Origin of the sequence: Pusillibacter faecalis (assembly GCF_018408705.1) — a bacterium.
GTDB classification, from domain to species: Bacteria; Bacillota; Clostridia; order Oscillospirales; family Oscillospiraceae; genus Oscillibacter; species Oscillibacter faecalis.
The window spans coordinates 2,402,106-2,414,549 of sequence record NZ_AP023420.1 but is presented as its reverse complement, the minus strand read 5'-3'; the positions used below and the strand labels follow the sequence as shown (position 1 = coordinate 2,414,549).

Here is a 12,444-nt window from a genome sequence, read left to right as displayed (position 1 = left end):
TCCAACCGGCAGCACACCTCATGAATGCTATGCGGATTCCCCCTGTTTCAGCTTTTCCGCCTGATCCGCTGTAATCAGAGCATCAATCAGCTCATCCAGGTCGCCGTCCATCACGGTATCTATTTTGTAAAGTGTCAACCCAATCCGATGGTCCGTCACCCGCCCCTGCGGGAAGTTATAGGTGCGGATCCGCTCGCTGCGATCTCCACTGCCCACCTGTCCCCGGCGCTCTGCCGCCGTGGCAGCTTCCCGCCGCTGCCGTTCCATCTCATAGAGCCTGGAGCGGAGCACCTTCATTGCCTTGTCCTTGTTCTTATACTGACTCCGCTCGTCTTGGCACTCCACCACCAGACCTGTTGGCAAGTGGGTGATGCGGATGGCGGACTCCGTCTTGTTGACGTGCTGCCCGCCCGCGCCGGAGGAGCGATAGGTGTCAATCTGTAAATCCTTCGGGTCAATTTCCACGTCCACATCCTCAGCCTCCGGCAGCACCGCCACCGTGGCCGCACTGGTGTGGATACGGCCGCCGGACTCCGTCTCCGGCACCCTCTGGACGCGATGGACCCCGCTTTCAAATTTCAGCCGAGAGAAGGCCCCCTCGCCCTCGATCAGGACGCTGCACTCCTTCACGCCTCCCAGTTCTGTCTCGTTCAGATTCACCGTCTCCAGCTTCCAGCCCCGCCGTTGGGCATACATGGTATACATACGCAGAAGGGAGGCTGCGAACAGCGCGCCCTCCTCTCCGCCGACCCCCCCCCGCAGCTCCATGATGACATTACGCCCATCATTGGGGTCCTTGGGCAGCAGCAATCTTTTCAAATCCTGCTCCAGCTGCTCCTGCTTCGCTTTCGCTGCGGCCAGTTCCTCCTGTGCAAGAGTCCGGAACTCCGGATCGTGCAGCAGCTCCTCCGCCTCTGCCCGGCTCTGCTGAGCCTGCCGGTAGGCCTGGTAGGTCTCCACCACTGGTCCCAACTCCTTTAGCTCCCGGTTCACATTCCGCAGCTTCTCCGTGTCGCCATAGACCGCCGGATCTGAGAGCTGGGCCTCCAGGTCCTCCCAGCGCAGGACCAGCGCATTTAGTTTGTCCAGCATCTGTCCGCTCCTTTCCAAAAGTTCTTTGAAAAAGAATCTGCTACTGACCCAACAGTTCCCGCACCTGCCGCAAAAACTCCTCCTGCCAGAAGGCATAGCCCACGGAACCACTGCGCAGTGACACTGCCGCCTGGTGTCCACAGGGCGTATACAGGTCCATCTGCCCGTAGACCTCCTCGCACTTGTCTTCGCTGCCGCGGGTGATGAGATAGGCGGCCTGCCGCAGCTTTTTTCCGTACTGACGCAAAAAGCTGCGCACCACGCTGCTGCACCGCCCCGCCCAGACAGGCGTGCCCACGATTACCAGCTGATAGTCCCCCAGGGCCCGTTCCGTCTGAAAGGCGCGCAGCGGCTGGCAGTTCTTGCGCATCGCGTCCAGTCCGCTGCGAAACGCGCCCAGCGCCCCGCTTCGGTCTATGCCATCGCTCAGTTCCAGCAACTCCGCGCCCAGCGCTGCCGCCACCTCTTCCATGGCCTTTTTGGTATGTCCCGTACGGGAATAGTAAATACATAATACGTCGCTCATGGCACTCCTTTTTCCCATCAAATACGAACTCGCGGAAAGACCAGTGCCTTTACCATAGCAAAGGCCTCCCGCAGATAATAATTGATTTCCAGATGCGCCCAAGGCAGCTCCGCCGGAACGCCGAGGGCATCCCCATAGCCCTGCCGCTGGGCAAGCAGCTTCGCCCGGGCCATATGGAAGTCGTTGGTTACCACCGCCACGGCGTCCCTTGCCGGGTCCACGCCCGCCTCCTCCAGAAGCGGCCGGGCCAGGGCAAAATTTTCCGATGTGTCCTCCGCCTGCTCCTCCAGGATCAGTCGATCCGGGTCCACACCCCGGGCGGTGAGCCAGTCATACATGCATCGGGCCTCGCTGATCTCCTCGCCGTAGCCTGTCCCGCCGGTGAGCACCGCCGGGATCTCCGGATGGCCCTCCAAATACGTAAGGGCCGCGTCCAGGCGGGTTCGCAGAGACAGTGACGGCTCCTTACCGTTGACGCCAGCCCCCAGCACCACCACCGCCGCCGCGTCCCGCTCCGCCGGGGGCTTTTGCCCCTCGTGAATGATGCAGATTTCAAGGATGCTCAGTGGCACCAGCACCAGCGCCAGCGCCGCCCGAAAGGCAAAGCGGCAGCTCCAGCCGATACTGGAGCGCCTGGCCCAACGGCTGAATAGAAGATCCGCCGTCAAAAGTGCGGCGGCCCCCAGCAGCAGGCAGCCGGAAAAACGCATCCCCCAGCTCCGAACCAGACTCATCACCAGGCCTATGAGCGCCAGCACTCCCGCTAAGAGGAACCCCCAGCTTTCTAACCGGCCGCGGCCTCGATAGGCTGTGTACCGGCGTCTAGGACGCGCCTTAGCCCTCAGCCTCTTCACTCAGGCTCTCCCACCTCTCATACAGCTCGTCCAGCTCTCTCTGGACCCGCTCTTTCTCCTGAAGCAGTTCATGGAGTTTTTCATAATCGCAGGCGGCGGCCTCCATCGCCGCGTCCAGTTCTGTGATCCGGGCCTCTATCTTTGCAATATCCCGCTCACAGATGGTCAGCTGCCGCCGAGCCGCCTGCTGGGCCTTATTGCCCCTCTGCGGACGCTCTGTTCTCTCCTTCACGGCCTTGGACGGCTCCGCCCGCTCCACCGCCTCCTGCGCCTTGAGCTGGCGGTACTGGGCAAAACCGCAGGTGTAGTCCGTAATGGTGCCGTCCGCAAGCTCCCAGATGCGGGTTGCAAAGCGATTAATAAAATAACGGTCGTGACTGACGAAGAGAAGCGTCCCGTCATAGGCTTCCACCGCCTCCTCAATCCACTCCCGGGAGGCGATGTCCAGGTGGTTGGTGGGCTCATCCAGGATCAGGAAATTGATCTCGTCATCCATCAGCATACAAAGCCTCAGCCGGCTCTGCTCACCGCCAGAGAGCACCGAAACAGGCTTGAACACATCCTCCCCCCGAAAGTCATAGGCCGCCAGCCGGTTCCGGGCAGATTGGGCGGAGAGGCCCTTCTTCGCGGCCATCATGTTCTCCACCAGGTTCCAGTCCGGGTGATCAAAGCGGATGATCTGAGGCAGGTAGGCAAGGCGCACCTGTGGTCCCTGCCGAATACGCCCGTCATCAGGGTACAGCTCCCCAACGATCATTTTGATCAGGGTGGACTTTCCGGTGCCGTTGTCACCAATGAGGGCAATGCGCTCGCCTCCCTCCACCTTCAGGTTAATGCCGTCAAATAGATGCTTGTCCCCATAGGATTTGGAGAGGCTCCGCAGGGAGAGCACCTCGTCGCCGTGAAACTCGGCGGTGGAGAAGCGGGCGTCCATTTTCCGGGCCTTCGTGGGCTTGGAGGTGGTCCGCATCCGCTCAATGCGTTTTTCCATGGAGATGGCCCGGCGATATGTCTTGTCCATACCCTGGAAAGCCCACAGCCGCAGCTGCTCCGCCGCCTTTTCCAGCTGCTCAATCTTAGCCTGCTCCTTCTGGTACTGCTTCATGCGCTCCTGAAAGCGGCGCTCCTTTTCCACGGCGTAAAAACTATAGTTGCCGCTGTAAAATTCCGCCTTGCCGTCCAGCACCTCAATGATGCGTGTCACTGTGCGGTCCAGAAAGTAGCGGTCGTGGGAAATTGCCACCACCGTGCCCCGGAAGGAGCGGATATAGTCCTCCAGCCACTCGGTGGCATGGAGGTCCAGGTGGTTGGTGGGCTCGTCCAGCAGCAGGATGTCCGTGTCCTCCAGGATCAGGCGGCCCAGATTCACCCGGGTCTTCTCTCCGCCTGAGAGACTGTCAAAGAGCTGGGAGCGCATTTCCTGGGAAATGGAGAGGCCGCCCGCAATCTTGTTGACGGCAACATCCGTGTCATAGCCACCGAAAACCTCGAACTTCTCGCTAAGGACGCCATAGCGCCGCAAAAGGGCGCTGTCGCTCTCTCCCGCTGCCATGCGGGCAGTCAGGGCCTCCATCTCCTCCGCCAGCTTGTGCAATCTGGAAAACGCAGAGCGCAGGACATTCTCCACGGTATAGTCCGCCGGGTACACCGGAATCTGGGAAATCAAGCCCAGCCGGCGGCCCTGGCCGATCGTCACCTGGCCTTCGTCACACTCCAGCTCTCCTGTTAAAATCTTAAAAAGGGTCGTCTTGCCGGCGCCGTTTTTTCCCAGCAGTCCTACCCGCTCGCCCTGGTCAATTTGAAAGGTTAGGCCGTCCAGGACGTTTTGCCCCACCTCAAAGGATTTCACCAGGCCGTTTACCTGTATCTCAATCATAATCTCCTCTCAGCTGTTCCACCAGCTGTTCAAAATGCATAGCGTGGGAAGCCTTTATCAGCATGGCAGTCTCCGGCTCCAGCTGTTCCCGCAGCTCTGCTACAGCCTCCTCCTTGGTGGAGAAGTGCAGCACAGCTCCTCCGCTCTGGGCGGCACCATCGGCAATTTTCACCGCCTTGGGACCGATGGCCACCAGGAAGTCGATGCCCAGCATGGCGGCCAGGGCACCCATGTTGTAATGTGCCTGCTCCGTCAGGTCTCCCAGCTCTCCCATGTCCCCCAGCACCGCCACCTTCCGCTCACAGGTCGTCTTGGCCAATACCTCCAATGCCGCCGCCACGGATTGGGGACTGGCATTATAGCAATCGTCTAGGATAATCCTGCCCTGGGGCAGGTGAATCACCCGCATCCGAGAGCCAGAGGGCCTGTAATCCGCCACGCCCCGTGTGATCTCCTCCCGGCTCAGCCCCAGCTCCTCCCCCACCGCCACGGCGATGGCCATGGGATAGGCCATGTGCTCTCCCGGCGCCGCTGTGACCAGCTCATAGCGGCATCGCGCTGTCTCCACGGTACAGGTAATCCCATCCACACCGTGGTCATCAATCTCCGTAATTCGTACTCCGCAGTGCTCTGATTGTCCGCAGCGCACCATGCGGATGGGAAGGCTTACCGTATTGAGCAGAGCGTCATCACCATTTAAAATGGCCAATCCATGAGGCTTCAAGTGCTCAAAAATCTCGCACTTGGCTTTGAGAATTCCCTCCCGGCTGCCCAGAAATTCAATATGGGCGTCGCCAATATTGGAGATCACGGCAATGTCGGGCCGTACCATGCTCCCCAAATACGCGATCTCCCCGAAGTGGTTCATACCGGTCTCAATCACAGCGGCCTGATGCTCCGCCTCCAGCCCCAACAGCGTCAGAGGCGTGCCGATATCGTTATTGAAGTTTGCCGGTGTCTTCAGCACCTGGAGCTTCGCTCCCAGTGCCGCCGCCACCATATCTTTTGTTGTGGTCTTGCCCACGCTTCCAGTGATCTGGATAAAGGGAATCTCAAAGCGGTCCCGATAGGCCGCCGCCAGGTCCCGCAGCGCAAGGCGCGTGTCAGCTACCTCGATGTAAAATTTGTCCGGACGCAGATTTTCCGGCGTCTGGGCGCATAAGCACCCGGCTGCGCCGGCCTCCAGCGCCGCATCAATGAAGCGATGGCCATCAAACCGCTCTCCCACCCAAGGAAGAAACAGGCTCCCGGGAATTATGCTGCGGCTGTCTGTGCATACAGCGCTGATGGGCGCCATGCCCGGTCGTGGATTCTTCCAGACCCCGTGAACCATCTGCGCAATCTCTTCTATGGTGAAGGGCTGCATGCTTCACTCATCCTTTCCTCTGAATCTCGTAGGACAGCCGCACAATCTCCTCGCAAAGCTGATTGTAGCTCATCCCCACCGCCGCGGCCTCCTTTGGCACGAAGCTGGCCGGCGTCATGCCCGGCAGGGAGTTGATCTCCAGGCACCACAGGTTGCCCTCTCCGTCCAGAATCATATCCGTCCGTGAGTAAACCTGCAGTCCCAGCGCCCGGTGGAGCCGCAGAGCCAACTCCCCGGCAGCAGCCATCTGCTCCGGCGTGATCTCCGCGGGACAGATTTCCCGGGCGCCGCCGGCAGCCATGGGCTGATACTTCGCCGCGTAATCAAAGGCCCCGCTGGCTGGAATCGTCTCCGCTGCCGGCAGCCATCGGTCGCCCAGCACCGCCACCGTCAGCTCCCGGCCATGGATCTTCTTCTCCACGAGGATGTGGCTTCCATACCGCAGAAGGTCATGGAGCGCTTGGGCCAGCTCCTCCTTCGTGTCCGGCAGGGCAAGGCCCAGCGAGGAGCCGCCGTTGACCACCTTCACCGCGCAGGGCACCTCCAGCTCTTCTGTCAGGCGCGGGATGTCCGCCTCGGTATAATGGGGGATGTTCCGCCAGGGTGCATTTGGGATTCCGACCTGATCCATGATCATCTTAGTAATGGATTTGTCCATAGCCATACCGCTTCCCAAGTACCCGCCGCCGGTATACCGGATTCCCAGCAGGTCAAAGGCTGCCTGAATGCGGCCATCTTCCCCGTCTTGCCCGTGAAGGCCCAAAAACACAAGATCTGCCAGAGCACACACCTCTAATACATGGGGGCCGAACAGTCGGGTACTCTGGTCAGCGCGGCTGCGGCGCACAGCCTCCAAATCCGGTGCCACAGCGGAAATCTTCACATCTGGGCACAGTCCGTCCGGGGCGTCAAACAGTGCCTCCAACGGGTCCGGCACTTGTTCCAGGCCCAAAAACAAATCCACAAAAATGGCCTTGTGACCGTTTTCCCTCAGAGCGCGGCACACGCTGGCTCCCGTTACCAAAGAGACGTCCCGCTCCGTGGAAATACCTCCTGCCAGCACAACAATTTTCATTACGCATCCCCCATTCTGCCGCAGCATGCGGCAAACCACCTCCGGCGCGGGAGTCCCAGCGCCCATCTACGGTCTGGGTCCGCCGGAGGCGTATATTCATGCTATTATAATCTTCCATAGTTTAGCACAAATTCATCCGGAATACAACTGCCAAAACGCGTGCCGGCCCCACCGCTAGAAGGGTTCTCACCTTCACTCTTCCCTGCTGCAAAGGAGGTCCTTTTCCGGGAGATTTGTGAACGTGAGAAAAGCAGTCGCCAGAAACCTGATGACTGCTCAGAATCTGCTATTTTATTTTTTCTTGGCGCTCCCTGCATGCACGGTCGTCCAAAGAAATGATTCCCCCACATTTCGGGTTAGGTGTATTTTGATACCTGCTGTTCCATAAAGTGCTCGAACCCATATGGCTGAACAAAACATTTTCTATCAGACTCATCTTTGCCGGATTCATGGCAGCATCTGATACAATCGTTTTCCATGCGATTGGTGAAATCGCCGGAATGCTCTGCACCCAAGAGTAAAAAATGAGGGTTGCAGAATCGCTCCGATGGATGTTATAACACAGGCATAGCAGCTCGCAGGCTGGGAGAATGCGTCTCTTTTCAGACAGAAAAAAGTCCGCAGAGTACCATAAAACAGTCAATTGGGCGCTCAGGGAAGTCCGTACGGCGCTTGGCAGGAGTTCTCACGGCTATGGAGAACCAGGGCTCGTCCAGTCTGCTGTTCGGTATCTGACGGATGCCCACGGACCGGAGCGCTTTCAAGCTCACAGCTGAGACCATTTTGCATCCATATGCCAAGTATGGGCAGCCATACAGCGCGAGAAAAGCGCCCCCGGGCTGCCCCGGGGGCTGATATTCCTCCAATTACTGAAGCCAGCCGAACAGACCTTCCGGCTCCTCGCCAGCCAGCAGGGTGCTGGCCGCGCTAAGCATCTGTGCCGCGTCCGCCCTGGTTACAGCCTGTTCCATGGTCTTGCTTCCAAAGCTGCCGGCAGAGAGCACGCTGAACGCCTCCATATTGCCCACGGCCTGAGCCGCCCAGGAAGGCACGGCCTCCCGATCCGCATACCATACATCCAGATCCACATCCCCCAGGTTCAGCATCCGGTTGAGCACCGTCGCGGCTTCGTTGAAGGTGATGGGTTCCTCTCCCTGGAAGGCTGCACCCTCAGCGGTGGCCTTGCCCTGAACAATGCCGTCCGCCACGCCGGCGGCGGCATATGCCTTGGCCCATGCCGGAATGCTCTCGTCATCGCAGAAGCCGGTGATGGTGACGTTCGTCACTTCTCTGCCTGCCGTCTCCATTGCCAAGGCTAAAAATTCGCTGCGGGACACGGTTGCATCTGGCTCAAAATAGTAGTTCTCCCCAATCTTGGCACCCGTAAAAATTCCACTCTCCGCCAGATATTGGGCCGCGGCAGCGGCGGGGCTGCCGCCCATATCGGCGTACTTTACGCCGGATTTGCTCTTTTCAATGCGCACCTGTACTGTGGCGGGCTGGGATACCCGGCCCTGGCTGTCCGTCGCAGTATAGGTGAAGCTGTCCGATCCGGTAACTCCCTCCTCCGGGGTGTAGGTGAACTCTGAGCCGGAGATGGTCACAGTCCCCTTCTTGGGTTCCTCCGCCACGGCGTAGGTTACGTCCCCCTCGCTGCTGGCCAGCAGGAACTGGGTCTGATAGGGAATGTCCCGATACGTGCTGATCTCCAGATCCTGAACCGTGGGCGCACCCGCCACCGGTTCCGCCGCCTCCTTTTTACTGCCGAACAGTGCCGAGGCACTGCCTGTCAGCATCACTGCTGCCAGAGCCAACACAGCGCTTCGTCTCATCAAATGCTTTTTCAAGGTGATTCAACCTCCTGTATGATTTGGTACAGGGATAGTGTTTTCCCGACAAATGGAATTATACAAAAAACGGAGGCTTTTTGTATCCCGATACGTTTCCCTGGTCAAAGCCGGCTGTTTGTGTTATGGTAGGAACAAAAGGGGGGCTCTCATGGAGACCATCAGTAAAACAATCCCGCCGGAGGAGGATGGCGCTACCGTCCGTCACATACTCAAGGCGCACCTGCACTTTTCTTCCCATGCGATCTCTCGCTTAACCCGGGCAGAGTGCGGTATTCTTGTCAATGGCCGTCATGCCCGGACGGTGGATATTCTCCACACCGGGGATATTCTGACCGTGGAAACCGGAGACCACCGTCCGCCAAAGGCCGCTGTTGTTCCCGGAAACTGGCCGCTTCCCATTTTGTGGGAAGACGGTCACCTGCTGGTGGTAAACAAGCCCGCAGGTATGACGGCCCATGCCTCCAACTTTCTGCCGGATACCCCTACCGTAGCCGGTGCCCTGGCCTGGCACCGGGGTACGGCGTTTATCTTCCATCCGGTGAACCGGCTGGACAAGGGCACTACCGGACTGATGGTGGTGGCTAAAAGCGGCTATATCCATGACTTACTGCGCCGTCAGCTGCATACCCAGCGTTTTTATCGGGAGTACCGAGCCATCTGCCTGGGCCGCCCCACTCCCTCTACAGGCGCCATTGACGCGCCGATTGGCCGGGATGAAAGCTCCGCCGTCCGCCGCTGCATCCGGCCGGATGGTGCCGCAGCCGTCACCCACTATCAGGTACTGGCACAGGGTGCCGGTCTCTCTCTTCTGCGGTTGGTTCCAGAGACCGGCCGCACCCATCAACTGCGGCTCCATATGGCGTTTGTCGGTTGTCCTCTGGCCGGAGATTGGCTTTACGGCACAGAGGACCCATCTCTGATCGCCCGCCCCGCCCTCCACGCCTGCGCGCTGACGCTGACCCATCCTGTTTCCGGAGAGATTCTGCATCTGAGTGCGCCGCTGCCGGCTGATATGGCGGCTCTGGCCTCCCGCCTCTCCCCTGTAGTCGCCTCTGACAGCGCCATTTAAAAATTGGGTGGAAGCCTTTGGCTTCCACCCAATTTTCCTGCCCACTACAGCTCCGCAAGACGGCTTTGAATCAGCTTGCCAACCGTATCGGCAAACCACCCCACTGCTGGGACCCGGACCATATCCCGTCCATAGATCATCCGTGCGGCGGGCAGCTCCCGGTCCCCGCCTGTAAAAACGCACAGCACCGTGACCCCCTGGCGGCGCAGCGCGGCGGCCTCCGCAGCCGTGTCCTCCACCGCCGCCTTTCCACGATAGTCCCGGCTGCTCCTGAGAAAACCACTGGTCGGAAATTTCTGGTCGTCGTTCGGGCTGGCGTCGGTGAGGACAATCAGCAGCCGGCGATCTCCGCTGCTCTGGGCCATCAACCATCTCATCGCCCGCAAAGCCAGTCCATCCCGGTTCCAGCCGGCCGAAACATAATCGAATATCATTTCATTCCGGTCCGTCTCCTGATAGTCCCGAAACACCCGGAGCACTGTGCACCCGCTGACGCTGAAAAAGCCCGCCACACGCACAGGAATTTGGCAGCGGGTCAGAGCGGCGGCAATCAAATACCCCTGCACTGCCACCTTCTCCTGCTGGCCGCTCTGAGATGCGGAGGCGTCCAGCAGAATATCCACGCTCAGCTGGCCCGGCTCGTTTTGTTGGCGTTGAAGGAAGATATTGCGTTCTCCCAAACTCCCGCTTCGCCATGCCAGGGATGGCTGCAGCACGCCGGCCTGAGTCCGGTGCTCACTGACATCCATCTGTAACAGTATCGTGTTCTGCAGCCCCTGTGCCAGCTTCTGGATCAGGAGCCGGTTTTGTACCAGATGATTTTGAAAATATGCCCGATTCCTCTCCCGTTGGGCTTGGAACGCTGCCCGTTCCCTGGCCGCTCCCGGATTCTCGGGTGGTAAGCCCTTGGTAAAATGCAGACGGCAGTGACGGTGCCCCCCGGTGCAAAGCAGTTTTTCCGCCTCTATCCGTTTGGCCTCGGGAAGCATGGAGACGCCGAAACAATTGGTGATATACTCCCGCAGCGCGGCCTCTTTAGTTTTCGTCTGCCAAAAGGGGGCGAATCGCTTTTGCAAAAGTCCGCCCCCACTGCGCCCGGCTCCCCCGGCCATATCCAGGCGACGCAGAGCGTCTCCGCTGGTATGCTTCACATGCCAAGTGGCGAAAAAGCCCTTGTTGACCCGGCTTCCCCCCAGCTCGTCCAGCACACTGCGCCTGGGCCGGCGGAAGTACTCGTACAGCAAATCCTCCATCTGCTGTCTCACGCCGTCTGTGTCCAGCTCCACAGAAAATTCCAGTCGGTCCAGCAGTCCTGTCTCCCAGGCGCTCTCCTCTGGTTCCTCTCCTAAAATCCGGCAAAACCACGCGGTACGAAGACTCTCCAGGGTATCTCGGTCCGCCTTTGCCCGGGCCTTTTCTACCATCTGGCGGGCATAGTCCCGCCTGAGCTTCTCCAAAACGGGGCGCTCTTCCCGGTGCTTGAGATACACGCACCGCTCCAGCCCCAGCCAAAACAGGTCTGTGTACAGCTCTCCGTTGACCTGCTCTCGGAACGAGTAGAACAGCGCTGACAGCTTTTTATAGTCATAGGTCCGATAGAGAAGGCCGATCACCGTATTGAAATAAAGCGCCGCCCGACCGTCTTTTCCGTAGACCTGGAACTGAGGACGCAGCCCATAGTCTCCCGCCCCATTCCAAATCTGGTTGTTGGCGCGGCGGGACTCCACCTCCCGGCGGTCCATGTCAGCCTCCAAAGAGCTGGGCCCGATCTGCGTCTTTGGGAATCCGTGCCCATACTGTATCTGCCGCTAGCTGCCGTTCAAAAGGGTCAAAGACCTTGTTGACGATGCCAAGCTCCAACGCCGGTCCGGAGCGAAGCCCCTTTTCTATCAGATGCAGCGCGGCCAGCAGCCCCCGCAGGTCCAGCGCCTTGGTGGAGATTTCTCCGCTGTCGCATTTTTTTCGCAGGTCCTGGAAAAGCGCGGCGAACTGCTTCAGCCAGCTCTCCGACAGGGTGGGAAATCCCTTGCGGATCAGCTTTTCCAGATTCTCCGAGGAGATCACCGGCATGTCCACCACCACAAACCTGGACACCAGCGCCTCGTTCAGCTCCCGGGTGCCAGCGTAGCCGTAGTTCATGGTGCCGATATAGCGCGTGGACGGGTCCAGGGGAATCCGCTCGTAGCCAGGCACATCAATCACCCGCCGGAAGTCCAGCGTGGCGTGGAGCACGGCCAGCGCCTCGTTTTTTGCCATGTTGACCTCGTCCAAAATCCCGAAGCCCCCCTGTCGTGCACACTGGCAGATGGGTCCCTCTCGAAAGACAACCTGCCCGTCCTGCAGAGTATCCGCGCCGATCAGCGCCGCGGCATCTACATTGACATAGAGGGATACATCCCAGGCAGGTCTTCCGAATGCTGCGGCCAGATTCTCTGCCAGCACGTTTTTTCCCGTCGCCTTGGGTCCCGCCAGCAAAATATTTTCACCGCACAGCAGCGCGGCGGCCGCAGCCTCCCAAACCTGTTTTCCATAATACAAAAATCGCGGCTGCGGAACACGCCCAGCAGCGGCCGGGTCCGGCGGATTCGCGTCATGGAACGCACGGACTTCTTTCAGCAGCACCGGGTCCACACCCTCTTGTTCCAGCTCCATCCACATATCCATCAGACCGCCTCCCTTTATCTGTGCCTATTCTAGCACAGCCTCTTTGATTTGCAAGGAGGAACCTCCCCCGAA

10 protein-coding genes are annotated in these 12,444 nt (G+C 59.5%); 1 reads left to right on the top strand and 9 read right to left on the bottom strand.

The features are described from left to right. Window positions 1–27: 27 nt before the first annotated feature. From prfA to KJS55_RS11960, 7 genes are all read right to left on the bottom strand, one after another. Complete coding sequence (gene prfA / locus KJS55_RS11990; protein ID WP_187032656.1) at window positions 28–1,092, bottom strand: peptide chain release factor 1; 1,065 nt, start codon at window positions 1,090–1,092, stop codon at window positions 28–30. 40 nt (window positions 1,093–1,132) lie between these two features. After that, window positions 1,133–1,618 carry a flavodoxin family protein gene (locus tag KJS55_RS11985; RefSeq protein WP_187032654.1) on the bottom strand — a complete coding sequence of 162 codons (486 nt, stop codon included), beginning with the start codon at window positions 1,616–1,618 and terminating at the stop codon, window positions 1,133–1,135. 17 nt (window positions 1,619–1,635) lie between these two features. Beyond that, complete coding sequence (locus tag KJS55_RS11980; protein WP_187032651.1) at window positions 1,636–2,472, bottom strand: YdcF family protein; 837 nt, start codon at window positions 2,470–2,472, stop codon at window positions 1,636–1,638. Beyond that, window positions 2,453–4,348, bottom strand: a complete 1,896-nt coding sequence (gene abc-f, locus KJS55_RS11975; protein ID WP_213543383.1) for a ribosomal protection-like ABC-F family protein — start codon at window positions 4,346–4,348, stop codon at window positions 2,453–2,455. The genes KJS55_RS11980 and abc-f overlap by 20 nt, the downstream gene beginning before the upstream one ends. Continuing rightward, window positions 4,341–5,714: a UDP-N-acetylmuramoyl-tripeptide--D-alanyl-D-alanine ligase gene (locus tag KJS55_RS11970; protein ID WP_213543382.1), complete on the bottom strand. Its 1,374-nt coding sequence runs from the start codon at window positions 5,712–5,714 to the stop codon at window positions 4,341–4,343. Before KJS55_RS11970 ends, abc-f begins: the two co-directional genes overlap by 8 nt. A 7-nt stretch (window positions 5,715–5,721) precedes the next feature. After that, window positions 5,722–6,789: a D-alanine--D-alanine ligase family protein gene (locus tag KJS55_RS11965; RefSeq protein WP_213543381.1), complete on the bottom strand. Its 1,068-nt coding sequence runs from the start codon at window positions 6,787–6,789 to the stop codon at window positions 5,722–5,724. Between the two features lie 866 nt (window positions 6,790–7,655). Continuing rightward, window positions 7,656–8,636, bottom strand: a complete 981-nt coding sequence (locus KJS55_RS11960) for an Ig-like domain-containing protein (RefSeq protein ID WP_228300527.1) — start codon at window positions 8,634–8,636, stop codon at window positions 7,656–7,658. A 151-nt stretch (window positions 8,637–8,787) separates the two neighbouring features. Between KJS55_RS11960 and KJS55_RS11955 the strand changes: the two genes are divergently transcribed. After that, entirely contained in the window at window positions 8,788–9,708 is a 921-nt protein-coding gene (locus KJS55_RS11955) for an RluA family pseudouridine synthase (protein ID WP_187032643.1), read from the top strand. 44 nt (window positions 9,709–9,752) lie between these two features. Here KJS55_RS11955 and KJS55_RS11950 read toward each other — a convergent pair whose 3' ends face one another. After that, window positions 9,753–11,450 (bottom strand): vWA domain-containing protein, encoded by a 1,698-nt coding sequence (locus KJS55_RS11950; protein ID WP_213543380.1) that lies wholly within the window; start codon window positions 11,448–11,450, stop codon window positions 9,753–9,755. A gap of 1 nt (window position 11,451) precedes the next feature. After that, window positions 11,452–12,372 (bottom strand): AAA family ATPase, encoded by a 921-nt coding sequence (locus KJS55_RS11945; RefSeq protein ID WP_187032639.1) that lies wholly within the window; start codon window positions 12,370–12,372, stop codon window positions 11,452–11,454. Window positions 12,373–12,444: the final 72 nt, after the last annotated feature.

Excerpts from the sequence above, each read along its gene's own strand:
- prfA (WP_187032656.1), bottom strand. The coding sequence starts at position 1,092 with ATGCTGGACAAACTAAATGCGCTGGTCCTGCGCTGGGAGGACCTGGAG.
- KJS55_RS11985 (WP_187032654.1), bottom strand. The coding sequence starts at position 1,618 with ATGAGCGACGTATTATGTATTTACTATTCCCGTACGGGACATACCAAA.
- abc-f (WP_213543383.1), bottom strand. The coding sequence starts at position 4,348 with ATGATTGAGATACAGGTAAACGGCCTGGTGAAATCCTTTGAGGTGGGG.
- KJS55_RS11970 (WP_213543382.1), bottom strand. The coding sequence starts at position 5,714 with ATGCAGCCCTTCACCATAGAAGAGATTGCGCAGATGGTTCACGGGGTC.
- KJS55_RS11965 (WP_213543381.1), bottom strand. The coding sequence starts at position 6,789 with ATGAAAATTGTTGTGCTGGCAGGAGGTATTTCCACGGAGCGGGACGTC.
- KJS55_RS11955 (WP_187032643.1), top strand. The coding sequence starts at position 8,788 with ATGGAGACCATCAGTAAAACAATCCCGCCGGAGGAGGATGGCGCTACC.
- KJS55_RS11950 (WP_213543380.1), bottom strand. The coding sequence starts at position 11,450 with ATGGACCGCCGGGAGGTGGAGTCCCGCCGCGCCAACAACCAGATTTGG.
- KJS55_RS11945 (WP_187032639.1), bottom strand. The coding sequence starts at position 12,372 with ATGGATATGTGGATGGAGCTGGAACAAGAGGGTGTGGACCCGGTGCTG.